The organism is Shinella lacus (genome assembly GCF_010994755.1).
Lineage (GTDB): Bacteria > Pseudomonadota > Alphaproteobacteria > Rhizobiales > Rhizobiaceae > Shinella > Shinella lacus.
Genome location: NZ_WHSB02000002.1, coordinates 460,823 through 487,017, shown reverse-complemented (window position 1 = coordinate 487,017; position 26,195 = coordinate 460,823). Strand labels below are relative to the sequence as shown.

25 protein-coding genes are annotated in these 26,195 nt (G+C 63.6%); 10 read left to right on the top strand and 15 right to left on the bottom strand.

Annotation, left to right across the window (positions count from 1 at the left end; all coding sequences use genetic code 11):
• Positions 1-138: 138 nt before the first annotated feature.
• Positions 139-1,626 (top strand): NAD(P)H-hydrate dehydratase, encoded by a 1,488-nt coding sequence (locus GB927_RS06885; RefSeq protein ID WP_256115928.1) that lies wholly within the window; start codon positions 139-141, stop codon positions 1,624-1,626.
• Between the two features lie 82 nt (positions 1,627-1,708).
• Here GB927_RS06885 and GB927_RS06880 read toward each other — a convergent pair whose 3' ends face one another.
• Genes GB927_RS06880 through uvrA form a run of 3 tightly spaced genes read right to left on the bottom strand, consistent with a single transcriptional unit; the run spans position 1,709 to position 6,095 of the window.
• Positions 1,709-2,512, bottom strand: coding sequence for a DUF72 domain-containing protein (locus GB927_RS06880; protein WP_256115927.1), 804 nt, complete (start codon positions 2,510-2,512; stop codon positions 1,709-1,711).
• A 37-nt stretch (positions 2,513-2,549) separates the two neighbouring features.
• A complete protein-coding gene (locus GB927_RS06875; protein ID WP_256115926.1) occupies positions 2,550-3,173 on the bottom strand; it encodes a glutathione S-transferase family protein in 624 nt (207 codons plus the stop codon).
• Between the two features lie 3 nt (positions 3,174-3,176).
• The gene (gene uvrA / locus GB927_RS06870) at positions 3,177-6,095 is read right to left on the bottom strand and encodes an excinuclease ABC subunit UvrA (protein ID WP_256115925.1); all 2,919 of its coding nucleotides are present in this window, start codon (positions 6,093-6,095) and stop codon (positions 3,177-3,179) included.
• Between the two features lie 286 nt (positions 6,096-6,381).
• Between uvrA and GB927_RS06865 the strand changes: the two genes are divergently transcribed.
• A complete protein-coding gene (locus tag GB927_RS06865) occupies positions 6,382-6,906 on the top strand; it encodes a single-stranded DNA-binding protein (RefSeq protein ID WP_256115924.1) in 525 nt (174 codons plus the stop codon).
• A gap of 79 nt (positions 6,907-6,985) precedes the next feature.
• On the opposite strand, the gene GB927_RS06860 is transcribed toward GB927_RS06865, so the two are convergent.
• Positions 6,986-8,740, bottom strand: a complete 1,755-nt coding sequence (locus tag GB927_RS06860; protein ID WP_256115923.1) for a hypothetical protein — start codon at positions 8,738-8,740, stop codon at positions 6,986-6,988.
• A 62-nt stretch (positions 8,741-8,802) separates the two neighbouring features.
• Positions 8,803-9,432, bottom strand: a complete 630-nt coding sequence (locus GB927_RS06855; RefSeq protein WP_256115922.1) for a MarC family protein — start codon at positions 9,430-9,432, stop codon at positions 8,803-8,805.
• Positions 9,433-9,670: 238 nt separating this feature from the next.
• Here GB927_RS06855 and gyrA point away from each other — a divergent pair, with 238 nt between their 5' ends.
• Positions 9,671-12,457, top strand: a complete 2,787-nt coding sequence (gene gyrA / locus GB927_RS06850; RefSeq protein ID WP_256115921.1) for a DNA topoisomerase (ATP-hydrolyzing) subunit A — start codon at positions 9,671-9,673, stop codon at positions 12,455-12,457.
• 165 nt (positions 12,458-12,622) lie between these two features.
• Here the strand turns inward: gyrA and GB927_RS06845 are convergent, their stop codons facing one another.
• A complete protein-coding gene (locus GB927_RS06845) occupies positions 12,623-12,769 on the bottom strand; it encodes a hypothetical protein (RefSeq protein WP_256115920.1) in 147 nt (48 codons plus the stop codon).
• Between the two features lie 9 nt (positions 12,770-12,778).
• Positions 12,779-12,904 (bottom strand): hypothetical protein, encoded by a 126-nt coding sequence (locus GB927_RS06840; RefSeq protein ID WP_256115919.1) that lies wholly within the window; start codon positions 12,902-12,904, stop codon positions 12,779-12,781.
• Positions 12,905-13,152: 248 nt separating this feature from the next.
• Between GB927_RS06840 and coaD the strand changes: the two genes are divergently transcribed.
• The 6 genes from coaD to tgt all read left to right on the top strand — a co-directional run bounded on the left by coaD (position 13,153) and on the right by tgt (position 17,560).
• Entirely contained in the window at positions 13,153-13,644 is a 492-nt protein-coding gene (coaD, locus tag GB927_RS06835) for a pantetheine-phosphate adenylyltransferase (RefSeq protein WP_256115918.1), read from the top strand.
• Positions 13,645-13,677: 33 nt separating this feature from the next.
• Complete coding sequence (locus GB927_RS06830) at positions 13,678-14,238, top strand: peptidylprolyl isomerase (RefSeq protein ID WP_256115917.1); 561 nt, start codon at positions 13,678-13,680, stop codon at positions 14,236-14,238.
• An 81-nt stretch (positions 14,239-14,319) separates the two neighbouring features.
• Entirely contained in the window at positions 14,320-14,835 is a 516-nt protein-coding gene (locus GB927_RS06825; RefSeq protein ID WP_256115916.1) for a peptidylprolyl isomerase, read from the top strand.
• Between the two features lie 78 nt (positions 14,836-14,913).
• Complete coding sequence (locus GB927_RS06820) at positions 14,914-15,363, top strand: DMT family transporter (RefSeq protein ID WP_256115915.1); 450 nt, start codon at positions 14,914-14,916, stop codon at positions 15,361-15,363.
• 8 nt (positions 15,364-15,371) lie between these two features.
• Positions 15,372-16,433 carry a tRNA preQ1(34) S-adenosylmethionine ribosyltransferase-isomerase QueA gene (gene queA, locus GB927_RS06815; RefSeq protein ID WP_256115914.1) on the top strand — a complete coding sequence of 354 codons (1,062 nt, stop codon included), beginning with the start codon at positions 15,372-15,374 and terminating at the stop codon, positions 16,431-16,433.
• Positions 16,430-17,560, top strand: a complete 1,131-nt coding sequence (gene tgt, locus GB927_RS06810) for a tRNA guanosine(34) transglycosylase Tgt (protein WP_256115913.1) — start codon at positions 16,430-16,432, stop codon at positions 17,558-17,560. Before queA ends, tgt begins: the two co-directional genes overlap by 4 nt.
• 9 nt (positions 17,561-17,569) lie before the next feature.
• Here tgt and GB927_RS06805 read toward each other — a convergent pair whose 3' ends face one another.
• Both GB927_RS06805 and GB927_RS06800 read right to left on the bottom strand, forming a co-directional pair.
• Positions 17,570-17,992 (bottom strand): DUF4864 domain-containing protein, encoded by a 423-nt coding sequence (locus tag GB927_RS06805; RefSeq protein ID WP_256115912.1) that lies wholly within the window; start codon positions 17,990-17,992, stop codon positions 17,570-17,572.
• A gap of 186 nt (positions 17,993-18,178) precedes the next feature.
• Complete coding sequence (locus tag GB927_RS06800) at positions 18,179-18,724, bottom strand: GNAT family N-acetyltransferase (protein WP_256115911.1); 546 nt, start codon at positions 18,722-18,724, stop codon at positions 18,179-18,181.
• Positions 18,725-19,019: 295 nt separating this feature from the next.
• On the opposite strand from GB927_RS06800, the gene GB927_RS06795 reads away from it, so the two are divergent.
• Entirely contained in the window at positions 19,020-19,964 is a 945-nt protein-coding gene (locus GB927_RS06795; RefSeq protein ID WP_256116186.1) for a phosphoribosylaminoimidazolesuccinocarboxamide synthase, read from the top strand.
• Here GB927_RS06795 and GB927_RS06790 read toward each other — a convergent pair.
• From GB927_RS06790 to GB927_RS06765, 6 genes are all read right to left on the bottom strand, one after another.
• The gene (locus GB927_RS06790) at positions 19,952-20,779 is read right to left on the bottom strand and encodes an MBL fold metallo-hydrolase (protein ID WP_256115910.1); all 828 of its coding nucleotides are present in this window, start codon (positions 20,777-20,779) and stop codon (positions 19,952-19,954) included. The genes GB927_RS06795 and GB927_RS06790 overlap by 13 nt on opposite strands.
• 2 nt (positions 20,780-20,781) lie before the next feature.
• Entirely contained in the window at positions 20,782-21,561 is a 780-nt protein-coding gene (locus tag GB927_RS06785; RefSeq protein ID WP_256115909.1) for a TatD family hydrolase, read from the bottom strand.
• Between the two features lie 7 nt (positions 21,562-21,568).
• A complete protein-coding gene (metG, locus tag GB927_RS06780) occupies positions 21,569-23,119 on the bottom strand; it encodes a methionine--tRNA ligase (protein ID WP_256115908.1) in 1,551 nt (516 codons plus the stop codon).
• Positions 23,120-23,196: 77 nt separating this feature from the next.
• Positions 23,197-24,228 carry a DNA polymerase III subunit delta' gene (locus GB927_RS06775; RefSeq protein ID WP_256115907.1) on the bottom strand — a complete coding sequence of 344 codons (1,032 nt, stop codon included), beginning with the start codon at positions 24,226-24,228 and terminating at the stop codon, positions 23,197-23,199.
• Entirely contained in the window at positions 24,225-24,908 is a 684-nt protein-coding gene (tmk, locus tag GB927_RS06770) for a dTMP kinase (RefSeq protein WP_256115906.1), read from the bottom strand. The genes GB927_RS06775 and tmk overlap by 4 nt, the downstream gene beginning before the upstream one ends.
• 109 nt (positions 24,909-25,017) lie before the next feature.
• Positions 25,018-26,181: a D-alanyl-D-alanine carboxypeptidase family protein gene (locus tag GB927_RS06765; RefSeq protein ID WP_256115905.1), complete on the bottom strand. Its 1,164-nt coding sequence runs from the start codon at positions 26,179-26,181 to the stop codon at positions 25,018-25,020.
• Between the last annotated feature and the right edge of the window lie 14 nt (positions 26,182-26,195).

The window sequence follows — 26,195 nt, the reverse complement described above, 5'->3', positions numbered from 1 at the left end:
GAGGGGCATGCCTTGCCATCTCGGGGCGCGAAGCTGCAAATTTGAGCATACCGAATATGCATATGATGAAAAAATAGGCTTTACGCTGCGCCGATCGTCGCGCTTGTCTCGATCATGCCATTGCGGGCATGGTGGGGAATGCACCAGGAAATCGACACGCTCATCATTACGCCCGCCGATATGGGCCATATCGACCAGGCCGCCGCCGCTTCAGGCCTTTCAAGCTATGGCCTGATGGAGCGGGCGGGCCAGGCCGTCGCCGCGACGGCGCTTCGCCGTTTTCCAGGCGCGTTGCGTTTCGCCGTGCTCTGCGGCCCCGGCAATAACGGCGGCGACGGCTATGTCGCGGCGCGCGCCTTGCAGGAGGTAGGTGCTTGCGTCGCGGTCTATGCTCTTGGAGACCCCGGCGCTTTGAAAGGCGATGCAGCAACCGCCTTCGCGGCCTTCCAAGGCCCGGTCGCGCCGCTCGTGAGCTACGCGCCCCAGCCTGGCGACGTGGTGATCGACGCGCTCTTCGGCGCCGGCCTGGCGCGCGACGTTCCGGACGAGGTCGCAAAAACCATCGAGGCGGTCCGCAGGGCCGTGCTTCCCGTTCTGGCGGTGGACCTGCCGTCCGGCGTCGACGGGCGGACAGGGCAGGTGAGGGGCGCGGCCTTCGAGGCCGCCGCCACCGTCACCTTCATGTGCCGCAAGCCGGGTCACCTGCTCCTGCCCGGCAAAACCCTGGCCGGCGAACTGGAGGTCTTCGATATCGGCATTCCCGCGCGCATCCTTGCCCGGCATGCCGACCATATGCGCGTGAACACGCCCGCCATCTGGCGCCTCGCTTTGCCGCCGCAGACCGGCGCCACACACAAATATGTCCGTGGTCACCTGGCCGTCTTCTCCGGCCCGGCGACGGCAACCGGTGCTGCGCGCCTCTCCGCCATGGCCGGCCTCCGCGCCGGCGCGGGCCTGGTCACGCTGCTCTCCCCCCGTGATGCGCTACCGGCCAACGCCGCGCACCTGACGGCGGTGATGCTGAAGGCCATAGACAACGAGGCCGATCTCGCTGCATTGCTCGACGACGAGCGCCTGAAAACCTTCGTGCTCGGCCCCGGCTTCGGCGATGCCGAAAAGACAAGAGCCTATGTAAAACTGCTTGCAGAACGGGATCGCCACCTCGTGCTGGACGCCGACGGCATCAGCGCCTTCCGCGACGATCCGGCCGTCCTCTTCTCCTTCTTCGCGGGCGGGCGGGCGAGGCTTGTCCTGACGCCGCATGACGGCGAGTTCGCCCGGCTTTTCCCGGACCTCGCCGCGGATAAGACACTTTCGAAGATCGAACGCGCCCAGAAGGCGGCGAGCCGCAGCAACGGCGCCGTCATCCTCAAGGGCGCCGACACCGTGATCGCTGCACCCGACGGCCGCGCGCTCGTCAACGAAAACGCCCCTCACTGGCTGGCGACCGCCGGTTCCGGCGACGTGCTCGCCGGCATGGTCGGTGCGCACCTGACCCAGGGCATGCCCCCCTTCGAAGCCGCCGCCAGCGCCGTCTGGCGCCACGGCGAAGCCGGCCGCATTGCCGGCGAGGGGCTAACGGCAGAGGACCTGCCGGACGCCATTCAACCGTGGCCGGTTGCATAAGGGTTTTTGCTGCGGTCGAGAAGACTCGAACTGTCGGACCGGGGTCGATTAAACCGCCACTCCGCAAAATTATGCAAAGACCTCAGCCGGTTAGCTTCTGAAGTTCACGCGCGCCGTTTGGTGCGTTCACCTTACCGGAGGTGATGAAGAAGGCGAAGACGTCGCGGGCTTTCTTGGCGGGCTTGGTGTCCGGGTCGATCTTCGGCAAGTCGCCCGGCTCGCCGCCGGCGGCCCAGTCCCTCAGCCTTGCCGCCCATTCGTCGAGCGCCTTTGGCGGATAACAGGTCTTGATGTCGTCGGAGCCTTTTTGCAGGCGCGCATAGACGAAATCGGCCGTCACGTCGGCGATCTCCGGATAGTCCTCGTGCTGTGCATAGACAACCGCCGTCTTGTATTTGCGGGCAAGCGCTGCGAATTCCGGCACCAGGAACGTGTCGTTGCGCACTTCCAAGGCATGTTTCAGCGCGAGGCCGTCCAGCTTTTCCGGCAGCAGTTTTAAGAACCCCTCGAAATCCTCCGGCTCGAATTTCTTCGTCGGCGGGAATTGCCAGAGGATCGGGCCGAGATGATCGCCGAGTTCTGTTAGCCCCTGGGTCAGGAACTTTTCGACGGATTCGCCGCCGTCGGCCAGCACCTTGCGGTTGGTCGTGAAGCGGCTGGCCTTCAGCGAGAAGATAAAACCGTCCGGCACTTCGGAGGCCCATTTGGCGAAGGTTTCCGGCTTCTGCGAGCCGTAATAGGTGCCGTTGACCTCGATCGCCCTCAGTTCACGGCTGGCGAATTCGAGCTGCCGCTTCTTCGTCAGCTTTTCCGGGTAGAAGGTGCCTTCCCACGGATCGAAGGTCCAGCCGCCGATGCCGGTGCGAATGGTGCCGGATGTGCTCATGTCTTGCTCTCCTCGACAGACAGGATGGCGGCGCGCCTCAAGCGGGCGCGATGAAGGCTTGCGAAATTTCCTGGAACACCGGCAGGGCCTCCATGCCGGCGCAATGGGCGGAAAGCGCTGGATAGGCCGCCGGATCGATGAGGCCGGGATGGGCCTCGCTCACATGCCGCCAGGCGCAGGCGACGGCGATGTCGGCATGGGTGATGCGGCCGAACCAGAAATCGCCCGGCCGCGCCGCACGCTCGGCCTCCAGCGCCGCCAGCACGGTCGCGATCTGCGAGCGGCAGCGTTCGACGAAATAGGCGGACGGCGTTTCGTGCAGGTGCAGCTCGTAAAAGAGGCTGACGCCCTTGTCGGCGAAACCGGTGGCGAGGGTCATGACTTTCAGCACCTGCCGCCGCTCCGGCCCGGCCTGCGGCAGCAGGCGTTTTTCCGGCGGCACGAGGCTGTCGAGATGGTCGAGGATGGAACTGCTGTCGGCCACCACGTCGCCGTCGTCGAGCACCAGCGTCGGCACGCGCATCAGCGGGTTGAGCGCCTGCACCTTCTCGCTCTCGCTGAACACCGACCAGGGTCGGTGCTCGAACGGCAAGCCGTAGAGCCGCAGGGCAATACCCATGCGGCGTACATAGGACGAGTCGTACTGGCCGATCAGGATCATCCGTTACTCCGCCGCCGCCTTTTTCATAGGCCGGCGCTCCAGCAGTTCCTTGAGGAAATGGCCGGTATAGGAGCGCTTCACCTTCACGATATCCTCCGGTGTGCCTTCCGCGATCACCTCGCCGCCGCCATCGCCGCCCTCGGGGCCGAAGTCGATGACCCAGTCGGCGGTCTTGATGACTTCCAGATTGTGCTCGATGACCACGACCGAATTGCCCTGGTTTACCAGTTCGTGCAGCACTTCCAAGAGCTTTGCCACGTCATGGAAGTGCAGGCCGGTCGTCGGTTCGTCGAGGATGTATAGCGTGCGGCCGGTGGAACGTTTCGAAAGCTCCTTGGCGAGCTTGACGCGCTGCGCCTCGCCGCCGGACAAGGTGTTCGCCTGCTGGCCGACCTTGATATAGCCGAGGCCGACCTGGTTCAGCGTCACCAGCTTGTCGCGCACGGCGGGCACGGCTGCGAAGAACTCGACACCTTCCTCCACCGTCATGTCCAGCACGTCGGCGATCGACTTGCCCTTGAAGGTGACGTCCAGCGTCTCGCGGTTGTAGCGCTTGCCGTGGCAGACGTCGCAGGTGACGTAGACGTCGGGCAGGAAGTGCATCTCGATCTTGATGACGCCGTCGCCCTGGCAGGCTTCGCAGCGCCCGCCCTTGACGTTGAAGGAGAAGCGGCCCGGCTGATAGCCGCGCGCCTTCGCCTCCGGCAGGCCGGAAAACCAGTCGCGGATCGGCGTGAAGGCGCCGGTATAGGTGGCGGGGTTGGAGCGCGGCGTGCGGCCGATCGGCGACTGGTCGATATCGATGACCTTGTCGATGAATTCGAAACCGTCGATGCGCTCGTGTTCTGCCGGGATTTCGCGCGCGCCCATGATGCGGCGCGCGGCCGACTTGTAGAGCGTCTCGATCAGGAAGGTCGACTTGCCGCCGCCGGACACGCCGGTGACCGCGGTGAAGACGCCGAGCGGAATGGCGGCCGTGACATTCTTCAGGTTGTTGGCTTTCGCGCCGACGACCTTGATTTCCTTTTTCTTCTTCGGCTTTCGGCGTTCTCCCGGAATGGCGACCGAGAGCTCGCCGGAGAGATATTTGCCGGTAAGCGACGCGGGGTTGGCGATCACCTGCTCAGGCGTGCCCTGGGCGATGACCTCGCCGCCATGGATGCCGGCGGCGGGGCCGATATCGACCACATAGTCCGCCGTCAGGATCGCGTCCTCGTCATGTTCGACGACGATGACGGTGTTGCCGATGTCGCGCAGATGCCGCAGCGTATCGAGCAGGCGGGCATTGTCGCGCTGGTGCAGGCCGATTGAGGGCTCGTCCAGCACGTAGAGCACGCCCGTCAGGCCCGAACCGATCTGCGAGGCGAGCCGAATGCGCTGGCTTTCGCCGCCGGAGAGCGTGCCGGAATTGCGCGAAAGCGAGAGATATTCGAGGCCGACATCGTTGAGGAAGCGCAGGCGCTCGCGGATCTCTTTCAGGATGCGCACCGCGATCTCGTTCTGCTTGGTGTTCAGGTTTTCCGGCAGCACATCGAACCAGTCGCGCGCGACGCGGATCGACATCTGCGTCACTTCGCCGATATGCAGCTTGTTGATCTTCACCGCCAGCGCCTCGGGCTTCAGGCGAAAACCGTTGCAGGCCGGGCAGGGGGCGGCGGACATGTAGCGCTCGATCTCTTCGCGCGACCAGGCGGAATCCGTCTCCTTCCAGCGGCGTTCGAGGTTCGGCACGATGCCTTCGAAGGTCTTTACCGTCTTGTAGGAGCGCGCGCCGTCCTTGTAGTTGAACTCGATCTTCTCCTTCGTGCCGTGCAGGATGGCGTCCTGCGCCTCTTCCGACAGTTCCGACCAGCGGTTGGAGAGCTTGAAGCCATAGGCGGCGCCGAGCGCTTCCAGCGTTTGGTTGTAATAGGGCGAGGAGGATTTCGCCCAGGGTGCCACGGCGCCGTCGCGCAGCGTGCGCTCCGTTTCCGGCACGATGAGATCAGGGTCAATCTTCTGCTGGCTGCCGAGGCCGTCGCAGGTCGGGCAGGCGCCGAAGGGATTGTTGAAGGAGAAGAGCCGCGGCTCGATTTCCGAGATGGTGAAGCCGGAGACGGGGCAGGCGAACTTTTCGGAAAACAGCACGCGCTCATGCGTCTCGTTCAGCGACTTGTTGGCGGAACCGCCGGCGGAGGTTTCCTCGACCGGCAGCGGCTTGTCGGCGAATTCCGCGATCGCAAGGCCGTCGGCGAGCTTGAGGCTGGTTTCGAGGCTGTCCGCCAGGCGCGCGGCAAGGTCAGGCCGCACGACGACGCGGTCGACCACCACGTCGATATCATGTTTGTACTTCTTGTCGAGCGCCGGCACATCGGCGATCTCGTAGAACTGGCCGTCGACCTTGACGCGCTGGAAGCCCTTCTTCATCAGCTCGGCGAGTTCCTTCTTGTACTCGCCCTTGCGGCCGCGCACGACGGGCGCGAGGATGTAGAGACGCGTGCCTTCGCCGAATTCCAGCACGCGGTCGACCATCTGGCTGACCGTCTGGCTCTCGATCGGCAGGCCCGTCGCCGGCGAATAGGGAATGCCGACGCGCGCAAACAAGAGACGCATGTAGTCGTAGATCTCGGTGACCGTGCCGACGGTCGAACGCGGGTTCTTCGAAGTCGTCTTCTGCTCGATGGAGATGGCGGGCGACAGGCCGTCGATCTGGTCGACATCCGGCTTCTGCATCATCTCCAGGAACTGGCGCGCATAAGCGGAGAGGCTCTCGACATAACGACGCTGGCCCTCGGCATAGATCGTGTCGAAGGCGAGCGACGACTTTCCGGAGCCCGAAAGCCCGGTCATGACGATCAGCTTGTTGCGGGGCAGGTCGAGATCGATGCCCTTGAGATTGTGTTCGCGTGCGCCGCGGATGGAAATTGTCTTGAGTTCGCTCATGGTATCCAGCGTCAGAAGTCGTTGCGCGTTCTAATAGGGGTTGGCCCCTATGTAGGGATAGGTTTGGGCCTGTCCATGCGCGATCAGAAGATTCCGTGCCCGTTTCCGATTCGGTTGACAAGAGTGTAGGGAATTATTAGAACAAAAAAAGAACAAAAATTCGCAATTGATCTGTGGATTACCACTTATGCGGGGCGGCGCTGGCAGACGACAGCCGGTAAGATGCCGCATTCATGGTGTGAAGTGATGTCGGGCCGAGGCCCGGAGCGAAACGGGAAAGACGGGTATGGCTGGAAGCGTCAACAAGGTGATCTTGATCGGGAACGTCGGGGCGGACCCGGAAATCCGGCGCACGCAGGACGGTCGGCCGATCGCCAACCTGCGCATCGCCACCTCCGAATCCTGGAAAGACCGCAACAGCGGCGAGCGCCGCGAGAAGACGGAATGGCACACGGTCGTCGTCTTCAGCGAACCTCTCTGCAAGGTCATCGAACAATATGTGAAGAAGGGCGCCAAGCTCTATATCGAGGGCGCGCTGCAAACCCGCAAGTGGCAGGACCAGACCGGCAACGACCGCTATTCGACGGAAATCGTGCTGCAGGGCTTCAACTCGACGCTGACCATGCTGGACGGCCGCGGTGAAGGCGGCGGCGCGAGCCGGGGCGGCAGCGACTTCGGCGGCGCGCAGAGCTACGACGACTACGGTTCGCGCCCCTCTTCGGGCGGCGGCAGTGGCAGCGGCGCCTCCGGCGGCAACCGTTCGAGCGGTTCGCCGCTCTCGCGCGACATGGACGACGACATTCCGTTCTGAGAATGCTGGCTGTTCCAAGAACACCGGATAGATGATGACGGCGGCTCTGGGGCAGACCCAAAGCCGCCGTCCGCGTTTTTTAGCTTGCGACGTTGCGCAGGCTTCCCCGCGCGAGATTGCTGAGCTGCTCGCGATGGATCGTCTGCAGCTTCGGGGCGTGGGCCGGCAGGAGTTCGATCAGGGCTTCCGCTGCCGCTTGCAGCATGCCAGGCGCCGGCTTTTCGCGCGGCGGCGTGAAGCGCTCCAGGCTCACCAGGAACTGCTCGAAGACGGCGCGCGACGCGATGATCGCCTGGTGCATGTCCACGTCGAATTCGTTCGGCTGGGCGGTGATCGTGACCGAGCCGTTCTCGGCATGCGCGGCGACGGCCGAGCCGTCGAGCGAGGCGTTCAGGCCCTCCAGGAACACGCGGTACTGGAAGAAATCCCGTCGCACCAGGGTGTCGTATTTGGTTTCGTCCGGCGAAACGGTCGGGTCGGTCACCAGGATGCTGGGCCGCAGCCTGTCCTGAAGCTCCAGGCGATCGATGAGATGGGTCAGCGAATTGCCGGTTCCCACGACGTCGATCAGCAGGGTCCGCGCACCGAGCCGGCCACGCAGATAGGCCTCGTATTCGGTCGACTTGTCGTAGCAGAGCGTGCGCGACACCTGGAAATAGGAAACCGGCGGCATGCCGGCGCGGGCGAAATGGGTGGAGGCCAGCATCTGGTGCCACAGGTTGCAATCGCGCGACGCTGCCAGGATCTTGTCCGCGCCGAAACGCTCAGCGCAATGCAGCGCCCAGAAGGCGCCGACGACCATGAGCGGAATGTTGACCGCCGCCTGTGCCTTCAGCACGTTGTGGATGGCGGGATCGCGATGGAAGGTCTTGAGCCGCGTTTCCCGCAGCGCATGGGCGTAGGGCGCGAGGCCCGCGCTGTGCAGAATCTCTTCCGTGCGGTCCCATTTCGAAATGCTGACCAGCGTCGGGTTGATGCCGGCGGCGGCGGCGCCGACGATATCCGCGTGGATGTTGTCGCCGAAATGCGTGCGGATCGTATGTTCCGCAAGGATGCTCGGCCAGATGACGCGGTGGTGCTTGCCGTAGTTGCTGAGGTAGAGCTTGTTGTCCAGGCCGCATTTCTCCTTGAGGATGCGGCTGACGAAGGCGTAGGGCAGGTACATGTCGGAGATGATGATGTCGTGGGCATCGACGCGCGCGACGACTTCCTGGATCGGGAAGAGCATGTCCCATTCTTCTTCGAGCTCCAGCAGGCGCGTGCTTTCGGCCTGCGCCTCCGTCAGCGTCGCTTCGGCGATGAGGGCGGAATAGATGTCGTCCAGGCCGTAGGTGCGGCGGCCGAACATGGCCATCTCGACCGCATGGCGCCGTGTCGCAAAACCGGCAATGCCGCATTTCGCCTCGACGGCGCGGAAGACTTGCAGGGGATCGTTGCAGCGGCGCGCGACCAGCGTATCGAAAAGGTCGAAGCTCTGGATGTGCGCGTGGAGGTCTGAGGCGTTTTCCTCCAGCGTGTGAAGGATCTCGGTCTTGGCATAATCCCCATTCGGATTGAGGAAATTGCCGGAGAAGGCCAGCCGGCCGGTGCCATCGGCCACCGAAAGCATGACGCAGGTCGCCTTGCCGAGCTTGTCGACGATTTCCACCGCCTCGCCGTTCAGCCGCCAGAAGGATTCGTTCGGATGGCTATAGCCGGCGATAAAGCCGTTTTTCTGGAAGATGAACCGGTCGCTGATCTCCTCGCCCCTCGGTTCCGCACGGAAGGTGAACGTTCTGGAGGTCAGTTGGTCGATCGTGATGGGAGACGCATTCACATGGGGTGCGGGAATCATATGGAGGGCCCTGGTTCAAGTTGCCGCAACGCTAGGCAGCGACGCTTGAGCCAGGCTGGCTTTTACCCGGCAAAGGCCGATTTCACGCCGTCCACCACGAACTGCACCGCCAGCGCCGCCAGGATCACGCCGAGCAGGCGCGTGAGGATCGCGCGGCCGGTTGCGCCGAGGAACCGGTCGATGCGTTCAGCGATGACGAGCGACAGGAAGAGGATGACGAGGCAGAGCGCCAGCACGCCGATCAGCGCGGTGCGTTCGAGCGCGGAGGGGAAGGAGCCGGAGAGCAGGATCGTCGCGGAAATGGCGCCGGGGCCGGCGATCAGCGGCAATGCCAGCGGGAAGACGGCGATGTTGTGGATGTGATCGCGGGTGATCGCCACTTCGCTGGTCTTTTCCTTGCGCTCGTTGCGGCGCTCGAAGATCATCTCGAAGGCGATCCAAAAGAGCAGCAGGCCGCCTGCGATGCGGAAGGCGCCGATCGAGATGCCGAGCAGCGACAGCACGCCCGCACCCGTCAGCGCGAAGACGGCGAGAATGCAGAAGGCGATGAGCGAGCCGCGCAGCGCCACCTGCTTGCGCTGCGGCCGCGTCATGCCAACGGTGAGCCCCAGAAAGATCGGCGCGAGACCCGGCGGGTCGATGGTCACGAGTAGGGTCGTGATCGCATTGACCAGAAGATCGACAGTGAGCATGAAGGCGTTCCCCTCGCCGTTTCGCGGCCGATTTTCCCGACCTTGTGGGTCTATTGTTAGGTGAGGGCGGCCCGCAAGGGAAGGGTGGTCGCAGCCTTGCGACGGTGATGCCACGAAAATGCGCAAATTACCGGATTTACCTCGCAAAAGCCTGTTCAAAACCCTCTGCAAAATTGGCGCCGCAGGCGCCGGTAGGCTATAAAACAAGACTGATTCTGAACAACGATCGTGATCAAAATTGACAGAGCAATCGACACCCGGCGGCAAAAACCCACCCGGCATTGAGCCTATTTCCATCATCGAGGAAATGCAGCGGTCGTATCTCGACTACGCCATGAGCGTGATCGTGTCCCGCGCGCTGCCCGATGTGCGCGACGGCCTGAAGCCCGTGCACCGGCGTATCCTCTACTCGATGAGCGAGATGGGCGTCGACTGGAACAAGAAATATGTGAAGTCGGCCCGCGTCACCGGTGACGTGATGGGTAAATACCATCCGCACGGCGACTCGGCGATCTACGACGCGCTTGCCCGCATGGCGCAGGACTGGTCGCTCCGCCTGCCGCTGATCGACGGCCAGGGCAACTTCGGCTCCATCGACGGCGACCCGCCGGCAGCCCAGCGTTACACGGAATGCCGCCTGGAGAAGGCGGCGCATTCGCTGCTCGACGACCTCGACAAGGAAACCGTCAACTTCCGCGACAACTACGACGGCACGATGAGCGAGCCGGTCGTCGTGCCGGCAAAGTTCCCGAACCTGCTGGTCAACGGGGCAGGCGGCATCGCTGTCGGCATGGCGACGAACATTCCGCCGCACAATCTCTCCGAAGTCATCAACGGCTGTATCGCGCTGATCGACAATCCGGCGATCGAACTGCTCGACCTGATGCAGCACATTCCGGGGCCGGACTTCCCGACCGGCGCGCTGATCCTCGGCCGCGCCGGCATCCGCCAGGCCTACGAGACCGGCCGCGGCTCCGTCATCATGCGCGGGCGCGCCCATATCGAGCCGATGCGCGGCGACCGCGAGCAGATCATCGTCACGGAAGTTCCCTTCCAGGTGAACAAGTCGTCGATGATCGAGAAGATGGCCGAACTGGTGCGCGACAAGCGCATAGAGGGTATTTCCGACCTTCGCGACGAATCCGACCGCCAGGGCTACCGCGTCGTCATCGAATTGAAGCGCGATGCCAATGCCGAAGTGATCCTCAACCAGCTCTACCGCTACACGCCTTTGCAGACCTCCTTCGGCTGCAACATGGTGGCGCTGAACGGCGGCAAGCCGGAGCTGATGACGCTGCTCGACATGCTGCGCGCCTTCGTCTCCTTCCGCGAGGAAGTCGTCAGCCGCCGCACGAAATACCTGCTGCGCAAGGCGCGCGACCGCGCGCATGTCTTGGTCGGCCTCGCCATCGCCGTCGCCAATATCGACGAGGTGATCGGCCTCATCCGCCGCGCGCCGGATCCGCAGACGGCGCGCGAGCAGTTGATGGAGCGCCGCTGGCCGGCCAAGGACGTCGACGTGCTGATCAAGCTCATCGACGACCCGCGCCACCGCATCAACGAGGACCTCACCTACAACCTCTCGGAAGAGCAGGCCCGCGCGATCCTCGAACTGCGCCTTGCCCGCCTGACGGCGCTTGGCCGCGAAGAAATCGACGAGGAACTCAACAAGATCGGCGAGGAGATCAAGGACTACCTCGATATCCTGTCGTCGAGCGTGCGCATGATGGACATCGTCAAGAACGAGCTTGCCTCCGTGCGCGACGAGTTCGGCACGCCGCGCCGTACCGAGATCCTCGAAGGCGGTCCGGATATGGACGACGAGGACCTCATCGCCCGCGAGGATATGGTCGTCACGGTATCGCATGCCGGCTACGTCAAGCGCGTGCCGCTCGCCACCTACCGTGCGCAGCGCCGCGGCGGCAAGGGCCGCTCCGGCATGGCCATGAAGGACGAGGATTTCGCGACCCGCCTGTTCGTCGCCAACACGCATACGCCGGTTCTGTTCTTCTCCTCGCGTGGCATCGTCTACAAGGAGAAGGTCTGGCGCCTGCCGATCGGCACGCCGCAGTCGAAGGGCAAGGCGCTCATCAACATGCTGCCGATCGAGTCCGGCGAGCGCATCACGACCATCATGCCGCTGCCCGAGGACGAAACGACGTGGGAAAACCTCGACGTGATGTTCACGACGACCCGCGGCACGGTTCGCCGCAACAAGCTGTCGGACTTCGTCCAGGTCAACCGCAACGGCAAGATCGCGATGAAGCTCGAGGAAGAGGGTGACGAGATCCTCAACGTCGAGACCTGCACCGAGAATGACGACGTGCTGCTGACGACCGCGCTCGGCCAGTGCATCCGCTTCCCGGTCGATGACGTGCGCGTCTTCGCCGGCCGCAATTCGGTCGGCGTGCGTGGCATCTCGCTGGGCGCCGGCGACCGGATCATCTCGATGACGATCGTCAGCCATGTGAATGCCGAGCCGTGGGAACGCGCGGCCTATCTGAAGCGCTCAGCAGCCGAACGCCGCGCGAGCGGCGTCGACGAGGAGGATATCGCCCTGGTCGGCGAGGATGTCGGTGAGGTCGGCGATCTTCCGGAAGAGCGTTATCAGGAGCTCCGTGCCCGCGAACAGTTCGTGCTGACCATCTCGCAGAAGGGTTTCGGCAAGCGGTCGTCCTCCTACGACTTCCGCACCTCCGGCCGCGGCGGCAAGGGCATTCGCGCCACGGACACGTCCAAGACCAACGAGATTGGCGAACTCGTCGCCGCCTTCCCGGTCGAGGACAAGGACCAGCTCATGCTCGTCTCCGATGGCGGCCAGCTCATCCGCGTACCGGTCGATGGCATCCGCATCGCCAGCCGCGCGACGAAGGGCGTCACAATCTTCTCGACCGCCAAGGACGAGAAGGTGGTCTCGGTTGAGCGCATCAGCGAGCCGGAAGGCGAGGATGATGTGGAAGCGGTGGATGTCGAGGTTGAAGGCGAAATCGACGCCGGGGATGCGGCAGCACCCGGCGAGGAATAAGTCCTCGCATCCTTGTAGAAATGGAAAAGCCGGACGGGCAGGGAACGACCGTCCGGCTTTTCATTTGGTGCGGGCGGCCCGGAGGGAAGGCCACCCGCGTTACGGCGACATACGTGCTAGGGCGTCGTTTGCGCGTCGAACGCGCGGGCGCCATAGGGGGGCGTGCTAGACGCCAAAGCCGCCTGCTTCTGTTTTCACCTTCACCGCCTTCATTTCCGCACGATCCCTTTTCAGTTCATGGATGGTGCGGGCGAAATCGAAGGTGAAGACGGTGGCGATGAGGATGGTGGAAAGGATTGTGAGCGCAGCCATCACAGGTCCTCAGCGCAGCCACTTGCCGCGAGCGGCGAGCTTATCGGCGGCCGGGCGATCCTCTTCGCGAAGCGCGTGAATCGTCGCTGCGGTGAGCGCGATGAACATCGTCATGCAGAGTAGAGCGAGTGCCATTTTTGTGTTCCTTCAAGCCTAAGGAAACGCATTACTTGTTTCGCTGTGTTCGGTCTGGAGAATGCGCGAGCGCGACCTTTGTTCCAGACCCCGATGCTGTCATTTAGACATGCTCTGCCTGAAATGGTCTTGAACGGGCCATTCATAACGGGTTCACGTTCTTGCGGGGGACAGTTCGGGATGCGACGGGCTGCGCCCTTGCGAAAACGGGCGGTCCATGACAAAAGGCGGCAAACGGGACCCTGCCGATGACAGTCGCCTTCTACCCTGGCTCTTTCGATCCGATCACGAACGGCCATATCGACGTGCTGGTGCAGGCGCTGAACGTGGCGCCCAAGGTCATCGTCGCGATCGGCATCCACCCCGGCAAGACGCCGATCTTCTCCTTCGAGGAGCGCTCGGACCTCATCCGCCAGTCGATCACCGAGGCGATGCCGGCGCGGGCAGGGGATGTCAGCGTCGTTTCCTTCTCGAACCTCGTCGTCGATGCGGCCCGCACACACGGTGCGCACCTGTTGATCCGGGGCCTGCGCGACGGCACGGATCTCGATTACGAAATGCAGATGGCCGGCATGAACCGCCAGATGGCGCCGGACGTGCAGACGATCTTTCTGCCGGCGGGCGTTGCCTCGCGGCCCATTACCGCCACATTGGTCCGCCAGATCGCGGCCATGGGCGGCGATGTCAGTGCCTTCGTGCCGGTGCCCGTCTTCCAGGCTCTGAAAGCCCGCAAGGGCTGAGCGCAATCACCCTGAACTCTCAAGGGAGCTATCATGAAAATCCTTCGTCTCGCCTTTGCAGGAGCCCTTTTCCTCGCAGGCGCCACCCTTGCCCAGGCCGCCGATTTCCTCACGATCCAGCTGAAGGACGGCCCGGTCGTCATCGAACTCAATTCGCAGGTCGCGCCGAAGCATGTCGAGCGCATGAAGGCGCTGGCCGCCGCCGGTGAATATGACAACGTCGCCTTCCACCGCGTGATCGAAGGCTTCATGGCGCAGACCGGCGACGTGCAGTACGGCGATCTGGCCGACGGCTACCAGGCGCAGGCGGCCGGCACGGGCGGCTCCAGCCAGGCGGACCTGCCGGCGGAATTCTCCAACGTGCCCTTCGAGCGCGGCACGGTCGGCATGGCGCGGTCGCAGGACCCGAACTCCGCCAACTCGCAGTTCTTCATCATGTTCGCGCCGGGCGACTTCCTGAACGGCCAGTACACGGTCGTCGGCAAGGTGGTCTCGGGCATGGAAAACGTCGACAAGATCAAGCGCGGCGACGACGCCAACAACGGTTCCGTGACCGACCCTGACCGCATGGTCAAGGTTACGGTCGGCAAATAATCCCACCTTTTATTTTCTGCCTGTTGTAATCGCAAAATCGCTTCACACTTTTGCGCAACACGCTTTTGAAGGAGAAAGACCATGGCCGAGATCAAGGATCCGGAAAACACCATCATCATGGAAACCACCAAGGGCAAGGTGGTCATCCAGCTTCTTCCGGATCTCGCTCCGGGACATGTCGCGCGCATCAAGGAACTGACGCGCGAAGGCGCCTATGACGGCGTCGTGTTCCACCGCGTCATCGAGGACTTCATGGCGCAGACCGGCGACGTGCAGTACGGCAAGACCGGCGGCAAGGACTTCAACCCGGCCCGCGCCGGCATGGGCGGCTCGGAAAAGCCGGACCTGAAGGCCGAGTTCTCCAACACGAACCATGTGCGCGGCACGTGCTCGATGGCCCGCAGCCAGATGCCGAACTCCGCCAACGCGCAGTTCTTCATCTGCTTCACGGATGCCCCCTGGCTCAACAAGCAATATTCCGTCTGGGGCCAGGTCATCGAAGGCATGGACAATATCGACAAGATCAAGCGCGGCGAGCCCGTGCGCGATCCCGACACCATCGTCTCTATGAAGGTTGCCGCCGACGCGACTGCCTGATAGACAACGATCGATTTCGACCGCGCTCGCCCCGGCGGGCGCGGTTTTTCTTTGTGCGCTTTTCAAGAGACACCCGACATGGCTGCTTTTCTCTGGGCGCTGCTCGGCATTGCGGCCGGCGCGTGCATCGCTATCCAGGCTCCGATCAATGCGCTGCTCGGCCGCGGGCTCGGCATGCCGGTTGCGGCAGCGTGCGTCTCGTTCCTCTCCGGTGCGCTCATCCTTGCCATCGTGGTACTGGCCACATCGTCCTTCGAGGGCCGGGCGCCGGACTGGCGCGGCCCGGCCTTCTGGCTCTATGTCGCCGGTGGCGCGCTCGGCACGGTCTATGTCACGACCGCGATCTTTCTGACGCCGCGCATCGGCGCGGCTGCCGTCATGGCTTTTGCTGTCTCCGGCCAGCTTCTCGCCGGCATCCTGCTCGACCGCATCGGCTTTCTCGGCATGGCGGTTCGGGAACTGTCCGTCGGCCGCATCGCCGGCGCCATGCTTTTGGTCGTCGGCGCGCTGATGATCCGCTTGTACTGAGGCCTGCCATGCGCGTCGACCTCTTCGATTTCGATCTGCCGGAAGACAATATCGCACTGCGCCCGGTCAGCCCGCGCGAGGCCGCACGGCTGCTCGTCGTGCGCCCGGCAAACGAAGCCCCCTACGAGGACCGCACCGTCGGCGATCTGCCGTCCTTGCTGCGGGCCGGCGACGCGCTGGTCTTCAACGACACCCGCGTCATTCCCGCACAGCTCGAAGGCATTCGCCACCGCGAGGGCGCTGGCGGCCAGAAAGTGTCCGCGACGCTGCACATGCGCATCGCCGCCGACCGCTGGAAGGCTTTTGCCAAGCCCGGAAAACGCATCAAGCTGGGCGACCGCATCACATTCGGCGACAGTCTCGCGGCGATCGTCGAGGCGAAGGGCGAGGGCGGTGATATCACCCTGCATTTCGAGGCCTCCGGCCCTGAACTCGACCGCGCCATTGCCACCGTCGGCCATATCCCGCTGCCGCCCTACATCGCCTCCAAGCGCGAGGACGACGAGGCGGACCGGCGCGACTATCAGACGATCTACGCCCGCGAGGAGGGCGCCGTCGCCGCTCCGACTGCCGGCCTGCATTTCACCGATGCGCTCTTCGAAAAGCTCGACGCGCTCGGCGTCGAGCGCCATTTCGTGACGCTGCATGTCGGCGCCGGCACCTTCCTGCCGGTCAAGGCCGACGATACGACCGAGCACGTCATGCACGAGGAAATCGGATACGTTTCGCAAGAGACGGCCGACGCGCTCAACGCTGTCAGGGCGAGGGGCGGGCGCATCGTCTCCGTCGGTACGACGTCGCTGCGCCTCCTCGAAAGTGCGGCGGACGCGGACGGCACGATCAAGCCGTGGTCCGGTGCCACGGGCATCTTCATCACGCCCGGCTACCGCTTTCGCACCGCCGACATGCTGATGACCAATTTCCACCTGCCGAAGTCGACGCTTTTCATGCTCGTCTCCGCCTTTTCCGGCCTGGAGACGATGCGCGGCGCCTATGCGCATGCGATCGCGACCGGCTACCGCTTCTATTCCTACGGCGACTCCAGCCTGCTTTTCCGGAACGACCGATGACCGAAAACTTTGAGTTCAAACTGCTGGCCACCGACGGCAAGGCGCGGCGCGGCGAGGTCTCCATGCCGCGCGGCACCATCCGCACGCCGGCCTTCATGCCCGTCGGAACGGCGGGCACGGTAAAGGCGATGTATCTCGACCAGGTGCGCGACCTCGGCGCCGACATCATCCTCGGCAACACATACCACCTGATGCTGCGCCCCGGCGCCGAGCGCGTCGCGCGGCTCGGCGGCCTGCACGAACTCATCCGCTGGCAATATCCGATCCTCACCGACAGCGGCGGCTTCCAGGTCATGTCGCTCTCGGGCCTGCGCAAGCTCGACGAGCAGGGCGTCACCTTCAAGAGCCATGTCGACGGCGCGCTGCACCACATGTCGCCCGAGCGATCGATCGAGATCCAGGGCCTGCTCGGCAGCGATATCCAGATGCAACTCGACGAATGTGTGGCGCTGCCCGCGTCGCCCAAGGAAATCGAGCGCGCCATGGAAATGTCGTTGCGCTGGGCCGAACGCTGCAAGGTGGCTTTCGGCGACCAACCCGGCAAGGCGATGTTCGGCATCGTGCAGGGCGGCGATATCCCCCAGCTGCGCGTGCGCTCGGCGGACGCGTTGTCCGGCCTCGGCCTCAAGGGCTACGCCATCGGCGGCCTGGCGGTGGGCGAGCCGCAGGAGGTCATGCTCGACATGATCGACACGACCGTGCCGCACCTGCCGACCGAAAAGCCGCGTTACCTGATGGGCGTCGGCACGCCGGACGACATGCTGAAATCCGTCGCCCGGGGCATCGACATGTTCGATTGCGTGATGCCGACCCGCTCCGGCCGCCACGGACTGGCCTTCACCCGCCGCGGTCGCATCAACCTGCGCAACGCCCGCCATGCCGAAGACATGCGCCCGCTCGACGAGGAATCGAACTGCCCGGCCGCCCGCGACTATTCGCGCGCCTACCTGCACCATCTCGTACGCGCCAATGAATCGCTCGGCGGCATGCTTCTGACCTGGAACAATCTTGCCTACTACCAGGACCTGATGGCCGGCATCCGCAAGGCAATCGATGAAGGCCGCTTCGCCGATTTCATGGCGGAGACGCAGGAAGGCTGGGCGAGGGGCGATATCGCCCCGCTCTGAGTTGGCAGATCAGATTTCCGGCCCCGGCGCCGAACGCACCATGTGCACGCCATTGATCTTGTAGCTGCCGTCCGGCTGCTTCACGACCTGGTAGAGCGCCGTCCAATCCTTGCCATCCGGCGCGGAGATCAGCACCTCCTGCACCACCATGTCGCCGGTCACCTTGGAGCGGCCGAAGGCGAAATTGCCCGGCCGGTAGACCGGCGCATAACCCTTCTTCACCATCTCGAAGAAAACGTCTTCGCTGGGGAATTTTCCCCGGATGGTCGGCGAGGCAAACGAATAAGCCGTCTTGGCATCGTCGTTCAGGAAGGCGGTGATCTGGCTCTGGATGACGGTCTGCGCCGTGTCGACAGGCTCGTCGGCCCGCACGGCTTCCAGCGGAAGGAGACAGAGGGAAACGCAAAGGAACACGGCGGCAGGCAATTTCATGGCGCACACTCCTTTTCGGCGAAAGCTAGAGTAGCACGGGAACTTGCAAAGAGCCGCATACGATGCGAGTGGCTTCTTTTCGTGGGTATTTTTTATAATTATTCTTTTAAAAACAATATAATAGTATTTTTACTTAAAGTAAATATATAATATCACTAATTCGTGATGGCGCGGGCAGGGCAGCTTTTAAGCGCTTTCCGATGAAGCAATCACGTCCTTGTGGAAGACCACGATTTCGGACCCCTGATATGTCGACCGGGCAAACGCCCGGAACCCGTGCCGCTCGGCAAGGCGTATGGAGGCCGCATTCTGCGCGTCGATGATGCAGGTGACGGGAACGCCGGCCTTGTTCGCCTTCGCCCAGGACCACATCGCATCGAGGGCTTCGCTGGCATAACCTCGGCCCTGGACGTCGGGGATCAGTCCCCAGCCGGCTTCCATGGTGTTCTCGATGCTGGGCGTGAAGGCTCTGCGCATCTCATGGAACCCGGCTTCTCCGATGAGTTGGCCGGAGAGCTTGTCCGTGATCGCCCAGAACCCGAAACCCATGATGCTCCACATGCCGATATGGCGTAGCATGCGGGCCCAGGACTGCTCGCGCGACAAGGGCGTTCCGCCAATGTAGCGCACGACCTCCGGCATGGCCCACATCGCCGCCGTCGCGTCGAGGTCGTCAATTTGAAAGCCGCGCAAGACGAGGCGATCGGTTTCGAGCAGAGGAATGTCGGGCATCTGGATATCGCGGTGAAAAAGCTGAAGGGTGGCGCGCCGAATCTGACGGCAATCTACTCTCGAACGCGTAGGATAGTCGACATCTGAAACGTGGGATTGTGGCCTGGGAGCGGGCATGGTGGGCTGCCAGCAGACCTCATCCATAAATCGGATAAGATAGATTATGGAACTAAACGATATGCCGAAATGCCCAAAGACGCTGGAAATCCGGTTTCCGCCTTGACCCGGCACCTCTCACAGCCTTAAGCGAAACGGCAGACGGAACCAACAGCGAAAGCCTGCACCGATGAGCGAGTTGCGCATTCTCTCCGACGCCCACATTCCGGAACTGCCGAACCGCTACAACGGCAAGGTCCGCGAGAATTACGACCTGGCCGATGGCAGCCGCATCATCATCGCGACGGATCGGCTCAGCGCCTTCGACGTCATCCTGACCGCCATTCCCTTCAAGGGCCAGGTGCTGACGCAGACGGCGCGCTACTGGTTCGAAGAGACCGCCGACATCTGCCCGAACCATGTTCTGGCCTATCCGGACCCGAACGTCGTCATCGGTACACGGCTCGATATCCTGCCGGTCGAGGTCGTCGTGCGCGGTTATCTCGCCGGCACGACCAGCACCTCGATCCTGACGAAGTACCGCAAGGGCGAACGCCAGATGTACGGCATCACGCTGCCGGACGGTCTTCGCGACAACGAGAAACTGCCCGAGCCGATCATCACGCCCACCAGCAAGGCCTTTGACGGCGGGCATGACGAGCCGCTTTCCGGCGAGGAAATCCTTGCCCAGGGCCTGCTAACGCCCGAGCAATGGGAAACGGTGTCGCGATATGCGCTGTCGCTCTTTGCGCGCGGCCAGGCCCGCGCGGCCGAGCGCGGCCTGATCCTCGTCGATACCAAATACGAATTCGGCACGGACAAGGACGGCCGCATCGTGCTGGCCGACGAGATCCACACGCCGGATTCGAGCCGCTACTGGATCGCGGAGAGCTACGAAGAGAGTTTTGCCAAGGGCGGCCGCCCGGCGAGCTTCGACAAGGATTTCGTGCGCGCCTGGGTCACCGAGCGCTGCGATCCCTACAAGGACCCGATCCCGGAAATCCCGCGCGACCTGGTCGAGCAGACGTCGAAGGTCTACATCCAGGCCTTTGAACAGATTACCGGAAAGACGTTTGTGCCGGATCTTTCCGGAAAGACGGTGCTGGACCGTATCCGCAACAATCTCGCGCCTTACTTCGCCTGATCGTCGGCGAGTTCGACCTCGAAGCGCAGGCCATCAAACGCCGGTTCCACGTGGGCTGGCGTTTCCTTTTGCACGGTGTCGTAGTCGAGCGGCACATGCATATGGGTCAGAATGGCGCGCGCCGGCTTCAGGCGTTCGATCCATTCGAGCGCCTGGCTGAGCGACAGATGGCTGGAATGGAAGCGATATTGCAGCGCGTCGACGATCAGCACGTCGAGCCCTTGCAGCCGTGGGACCGTCTCGTCCGGAAAGTCGCTGATATCGCTGCAATAGGCGATGTCACCGATGCGAAAGCCCAGCGAATGGATCGAGCCGTGCACCTGGAGCAGGGGCTGGAAGACGATCGAGCCCCCTGCTCCCGTTATCGTGACCGGCGCGTCCATCGGCTCTATCAGGTTTTCCGTCACGATCGGCGGATACATGCTGCCCGCTGGCGTCTTCAGGCAATAGCCGAACCCCTCGCGGATGCGCTCCATCGTGATGACATCCGCCCAGATCGGCACCTGCTTACGATTGAGCAGCACGAAACCGCGGATATCGTCGATGCCGTGGATATGGTCGGCATGGGCATGCGTGTAGAGCACCGCATCGATGTTTTCGACGCCTGCGGCGATCATCTGCGTGCGGAAATCCGGCCCCGTATCGATGACGACGGTGGTGCAGCCGAGCGGCCCAAACTGCTCGACGAGGAAGGCCGCGCGGGTACGGCGGTTCTTCGGGTTGGCGGGATCGCAGGCACCCCAGTCGCCGGTGATGCGCGGCACGCCGGGCGACGAGCCGCAGCCGAGAATGGTGAAGCGCCGCCGGTAGACCACCGCTACACCCGCGGCATCTTCGAGAAGACGCGGAAGGCGTTTTCGGTCGTGATGCGGGCGATCTCTTCCGCGCTGACGCCAATGGTCTCGGCGAGCACCGCGGCAGTGTGCGCCACGTAAGCCGGCTCGTTGCGCTTTCCGCGGAACGGTTTTGGCGCGAGGTAGGGCGCGTCGGTTTCCACCAGCATGCGCTCCAGCGGCACGGTCTTGGCGATCTCGCGCAGCTCTTCCGATTTCGGGAAGGTCAGGATGCCGGAAAACGAAACATAGCCGCCGAGTTCGACGCCGATGCGCGCAAGGTCCGGGCCGGAAGAGAAACAATGCAGCAGGAAGGGGAAGGCGCCCTTCCCCGTTTCTTCGGTCAGGATCGCCGCCATGTCCTCATCCGCCGAGCGGCTGTGGATGACGAGCGGTAGGCCGGTCTCGCGCGCGGCGGCTATATGGTTGACGAGGCCGATCCGCTGCGCGTCGCGCGGCGCGTTGTCGTAGAAATAGTCGAGGCCCGCCTCGCCGATCGCCACGACACGCGGATGCTTGGAGAGCTCGACGAGCTCCGCAACGGAGACATCCAGTTCCTCGTCCGCATTGTGCGGATGCGTGCCGACTGAGCAGAAGACCGACGGGTATTTCTCAGCGATCGCCAGGATCGTCGGGAATTTCCGCACCCGCGTCGAAATCGTGATCATCTGCTTCACGCCGGCCGCGTGCGCCCGCGCGACGATGTCGTCGCGCTCCGCTTCGAAATCCGGAAAATCCAGATGGCAATGGGTGTCGATCAGCATCGCCGCGTCAGGCCTCGGGTGCCACGTAGCGCGGGAAGACCGGTGTTGGCGCTTCCAGCGGCGTGCCGCTGACAAGACGGCCGGCCTCGCCGAGCGCCGCGAAATCGCGTTTCTCGACGGGTGCCGCGACGAGATCGAGCATCTTGCGGCTGGATTTCGGCATGAACGGCTGCAGCAGGATCGCGATCTGGCGCACGACTTCCGCCGTCACGTAGAGCACGGTGCCCATGCGGACCGGATCGGTCTTCTTCAGCGCCCAGGGCGCCTCGCCGGCGAAATAGCGGTCGGCCTCCGAGACGACGGCGATGATCGCGGCCAGCGCCTTGTGGATCTGCTGCCGGCCCATTTCCTCGCGGGTCAGCGCATAGAGCGCATCGACGGAGGCGAGCATCGCGCGGTCGGCGTCGGTGAGGTCGCCGCACTCCGGCACCTTGCCGTCGCAGTTCTTCACGATCATCGACAGCGAGCGGCTGGCGAGATTGCCGATGCCGTTGGCGAGGTCGGAATTGATGCGGGTCGCGATGCCCTCCTCGCTATAGCTGCCATCCTGGCCGAAGGAGACCTCGCGCAGGAAGAAGTAGCGGATCGGATCGAGGCCGAAATGGTTCACCAGGTTGACCGGATCGACCACGTTGCCGAGCGACTTCGACATCTTCTCGCCCTTGTTGAGCAGGAAGCCATGCGCGAAGACGCGTTTGGGCAGCGGCACGCCGGCCGACATCAGGAAAGCCGGCCAGTAGACGGCGTGGAAGCGGATGATGTCCTTGCCGATGATGTGGATGTTCGCCGGCCAGTATTTCGCGCGCGGGCCTTCGGGATCGGTCAGGTAGCCGGTCGCGGTGATATAGTTGGTCAGCGCGTCGACCCAGACATACATGACATGCGCCGGATCACCCGGGACCGGGATGCCCCAGTCGAAGGTCGTGCGCGACATGGAGAGGTCCTTGAGGCCGGACTTCACGAAGGAGATCACCTCGTTGCGGCGCTCCGCCGGGCCGATGAAATCCGGGTTGTCCTCGTAGTGCTTGAGGAGCTTGTCCTGGTAAGCGGAGAGGCGGAAGAAATAGCTCTCCTCCTCCACCCATTCGACAGGCGTACCCTGCGGTCCGTAGCGCACGCCGTCGTCGCGCTTTTCCGTCTCGTTTTCCTGGTAATAGGCCTCGTCGCGCACGGAATACCAGCCGGCATAGCTGTCCTTGTAGATGTCGCCATTGGCGGCCATGCGGCGCCAGATCTCGGCGCAGGTCTCGTAGTGGCGCTCTTCGGTGGTGCGGATGAAATCATCGTTCGACGCATTAAGAAGAACGGCCATATCTTTGAATTCTTTCGAATTCCGGTCGGCAAGCTCACGCGGGGAAATGCCCTCCTTGCGCGCCGTCTGCTGCATCTTCTGGCCGTGTTCGTCCGTTCCGGTCAGGAAGAACACATCGCGTCCATCGAGCCGCTGGTAACGCGCCATGGCATCCGTCGCGATCAGCTCGTAGGCATGGCCGATATGCGGCTTGCCGTTCGGATAGGAAATGGCGGTCGTGATGTAGAAACGGGACGTGTCGGTCATGGGTGCGTTCTGTCTTCGGTTGTGCAATGCCGCAAGGTATTAGACCATGCGGGCGGAGAGGGAAACAGCAAGTTGACTTAAAGCGAGGCGCGGATGTCGTCGAGCACGCTGATGATCGTCTGTTTTCGATCGAGATTATAGGCCTGCGCGATGGTGATGCGCTCGTTGAGCAACGAGGCGAGCTGGGCGAGGCGGTCGGCGCGGGAAATGTCACCGGCAAGGGCGGCGCCGCGGGCAGAGTCGGTCACGAAATCGGTGGCGTGCTGGCAGAAGAAGGAGAAGACGGTGTCGCTGTCCTTCGCCGAAAGCACGTCGGCGAGCTTGTGCACGTCGCGGCGCGGCGGCTCGGCCGGGGCCGCGACGATCGTGCGAAAAGCCTCGACGATGTCGAAGCCGCCGTAGTTCACCAGCTTCAGCGCTTCGGAAACGCTGCCCCGGGCGGCGGAGAGCACATCCCCTGCCCGCGGACCCGAAGGTGCTGCGCCGAGGCTTTCCAGCGCGGCGGCAAGGTCGTTTTCCGCAAGCGGCGACAGCGTCAGCGGCAGGCAGCGCGAGCGGATCGTCGGCAGCAGCTTTCCCGGCGCGTGGGTCAGGACGAGGAACAGCGAGCGTTTCGGCGGCTCTTCCAGGATTTTCAGGATGGCGTTGGCGGCGTTGCGGTTCAGGTCGTCCGCCGGGTCGATGATGATGATGCGCCAGTTGCCGGTGCCCGAGGTCTGCGCCAGGAATTTGCCGGCCTTGCGCACCTCGTCCACTGTGATGGCCGATTTCATCTTGCCGGTTTTCTCGTCGACCGGGCGGGAGAGATGCAGCAGGTTGTGCGAAGCGCCTGCCGCCAGCTGGCGGGTGATGGGTGCTGCGGGCGATGGGTCTGCCATGGTCTCCGGCGCCTCGGCGGGCTCCGGGTGATGCAGGACGTGGTTTGCGAAGCGGAAGGCGAGTGTCGCCTTGCCGATGCCCTGCGGCCCCTCGATCAGGATGGCGTGGTGCCCCTTGCCGGAGCGGTAGGAGCGCGCCAGGAAGGCTTCAGCCTCGGCGTGGCCAAAAAGCTTCGTCTGCTCGGCCGGATGGACCGCACCATCGAGAATGCCCGGCCGCTCGTCGCTCACGAGACCTGCTCCGGACGACCCTCGGCCGTGATCGGCAGCAGCGTCTCTACGAGGGAAAGCACCTGCGCCGCGATCACCTCCTGCGTCTCAGTCGCATCCACCACGCGGCAGCGCAGCGGCTCGCGCTCGGCGATGTCGAGGAAGGCCTCGCGGCGTTTTTCGTGCGTCTCCAGCTCTTCCTTCTCGAAGCGATCGGGTTCGGCGCTCTCGCCCGACCCGCTGCTGCGCTTGCGGGCGCGTTCCAGGCCGATGGCCGCCGGCAGGTCGAAGATGATCGTGCAGTCCGGCACGACGCCGTTGATGGCCACGCGCTCCAGCGCCTCGATGAAGGGCTGCTCCAGATTGCCGGTGATGCCCTGGTAGACGCGGGAGGAATCCATGAAGCGGTCGCAGAGCACGACCGTGCCCGCAGCAAGCGCCGGGCGGATGACCTGCTCGACATGATCGCTGCGCGCGGCGGCAAAGAGCACGGCTTCCATGCGAATGCCGTAGGGTTCCGCCGCACCCGAAAGCAGAACATGGCGTACGGCCTCCGCCCCCTTGGAGCCGCCGGGCTCGCGCGTCATCAGCACGGTGAGGCCGCGTTCACGCAAGGCTGCCGCCAGAAGCCGGATCTGCGTCGACTTTCCGGCGCCCTCGCCGCCTTCGAACGTGACAAACAAACCCGGTGCGGCAGACAAATCCTACTTCCATTTCCCTGGCAATATCCGGCAAAGGCCGGGATGACTCGGGATCACTACTAACCCATGTTTCCGGCCGGCGAAACGCTTTTCGCCCCGCTTCGCCCTTTCAAATCCAGAAGAAGAAGAGTTCGATCAGCGCATCGAGCGCGCGCGCCCGCAGCGTGCCCTCGCCCACCGTGCCCGCCGTCTTCACCGGCACCTCGCGCAAAAGCTGCTTGTCGTTCCAGATTTTCAGCGTACCGACCGCCTGCCCCGGCGTGACCGGCGCGCGCACCGGCCAGCTATAGACGACGCGCGCGACGAGGCGCTGCGAATTGTCCTTCGGCAGAAACACGTCCACCTGCTCGCCGGCGACCAGCGGCACCGTCGAGGCATCGCCGCCATAGACGCTCGCATCCGCAATGGCCTCGCCCTCCTTGAAAAGCGTGCGCCGCTCGAAGGAAGAGAGCGCCCATTCGATGATGCGGCGGGATTCCTCGATGCGCGTCTTTTCGTTCTCCAGGCCGCCCATGGCGAGCAGCAGGTGTTTGCCATCCCGGTTCACCGCCGCGACGATCGAATATCCGCCTTCCTCCGAAAAGCCGGTGACGAAGCCCGTCACGCCGATATTCAGCGCCAGCAGCGGATTGCGGTTGCGCTGCTTGATCTTGTTCCACTCGAATTCCGGTTCGAGATAGTAGCGCATGTGCTGCGGATAGGTCGTCTGCAGGTGGCGCGCGAGCAGCACCATCTCGCGCATCGTCACCTTATTATCTGGGTTCGGCAGGCCGGTCGCATTGGCAAAGTTCGACTTCACCAGCCCGAGCGCCCGCGCCTCCTTCGTCATCTGTTCCGCAAAGGCGGCCTCCGACCCGGCAATGCCCTCGCCCAGAATGATGCAGGCATCGTTGGCGAACTGCACCGTGACGCCGCGGATCAGGTCCTCCACGCGCACATTCGATTTCAGCGCCGCAAACATGGTGGAGGTGCGCGACGGCGCGCCGCCGGTCCGCCAGGCATATTCGGTCACCGGATATTGCGTCTCAAGCGTGATTCCGCCATCGGCAAGCGCCTTGAACACCGTTGCCATGGTCATCAGCTTGGCGAGCGAGGCGGCCGGGACCGTGTCGTCCTCGGCGCGGGCGAACAGCACCGTGCCGGTTTGCGCCTCGATGAGATAGACCTGCTTCGCCTTGACGTCGAAGCCGGCTTGCGGCGCCGCGGACTGGGCGTGCGCAACGCTGATGAAGAACAGGGAAAAAACGACGGCGGCAAAAAGGCGGCGATGCATGGCGACTCCGGGAT

Bases quoted from the DNA above. Each gene is read 5' to 3' on its own strand.
- GB927_RS06885 (WP_256115928.1), top strand. From the start codon at position 139: ATGCACCAGGAAATCGACACGCTCATCATTACGCCCGCCGATATGGGC.
- GB927_RS06765 (WP_256115905.1), bottom strand. From the start codon at position 26,181: ATGCATCGCCGCCTTTTTGCCGCCGTCGTTTTTTCCCTGTTCTTCATC.
- GB927_RS06855 (WP_256115922.1), bottom strand. From the start codon at position 9,432: ATGCTCACTGTCGATCTTCTGGTCAATGCGATCACGACCCTACTCGTG.
- GB927_RS06805 (WP_256115912.1), bottom strand. From the start codon at position 17,992: ATGAAATTGCCTGCCGCCGTGTTCCTTTGCGTTTCCCTCTGTCTCCTT.
- coaD (WP_256115918.1), top strand. From the start codon at position 13,153: ATGACAGTCGCCTTCTACCCTGGCTCTTTCGATCCGATCACGAACGGC.
- GB927_RS06820 (WP_256115915.1), top strand. From the start codon at position 14,914: ATGGCTGCTTTTCTCTGGGCGCTGCTCGGCATTGCGGCCGGCGCGTGC.
- GB927_RS06865 (WP_256115924.1), top strand. From the start codon at position 6,382: ATGGCTGGAAGCGTCAACAAGGTGATCTTGATCGGGAACGTCGGGGCG.
- GB927_RS06830 (WP_256115917.1), top strand. From the start codon at position 13,678: ATGAAAATCCTTCGTCTCGCCTTTGCAGGAGCCCTTTTCCTCGCAGGC.
- GB927_RS06875 (WP_256115926.1), bottom strand. From the start codon at position 3,173: ATGATCCTGATCGGCCAGTACGACTCGTCCTATGTACGCCGCATGGGT.
- GB927_RS06825 (WP_256115916.1), top strand. From the start codon at position 14,320: ATGGCCGAGATCAAGGATCCGGAAAACACCATCATCATGGAAACCACC.
- GB927_RS06845 (WP_256115920.1), bottom strand. From the start codon at position 12,769: ATGGCTGCGCTCACAATCCTTTCCACCATCCTCATCGCCACCGTCTTC.
- GB927_RS06880 (WP_256115927.1), bottom strand. From the start codon at position 2,512: ATGAGCACATCCGGCACCATTCGCACCGGCATCGGCGGCTGGACCTTC.
- GB927_RS06800 (WP_256115911.1), bottom strand. From the start codon at position 18,724: ATGCCCGACATTCCTCTGCTCGAAACCGATCGCCTCGTCTTGCGCGGC.
- queA (WP_256115914.1), top strand. From the start codon at position 15,372: ATGCGCGTCGACCTCTTCGATTTCGATCTGCCGGAAGACAATATCGCA.
- GB927_RS06785 (WP_256115909.1), bottom strand. From the start codon at position 21,561: ATGCTGATCGACACCCATTGCCATCTGGATTTTCCGGATTTCGAAGCG.
- GB927_RS06840 (WP_256115919.1), bottom strand. From the start codon at position 12,904: ATGGCACTCGCTCTACTCTGCATGACGATGTTCATCGCGCTCACCGCA.
- tgt (WP_256115913.1), top strand. From the start codon at position 16,430: ATGACCGAAAACTTTGAGTTCAAACTGCTGGCCACCGACGGCAAGGCG.
- metG (WP_256115908.1), bottom strand. From the start codon at position 23,119: ATGACCGACACGTCCCGTTTCTACATCACGACCGCCATTTCCTATCCG.
- GB927_RS06860 (WP_256115923.1), bottom strand. From the start codon at position 8,740: ATGATTCCCGCACCCCATGTGAATGCGTCTCCCATCACGATCGACCAA.
- uvrA (WP_256115925.1), bottom strand. From the start codon at position 6,095: ATGAGCGAACTCAAGACAATTTCCATCCGCGGCGCACGCGAACACAAT.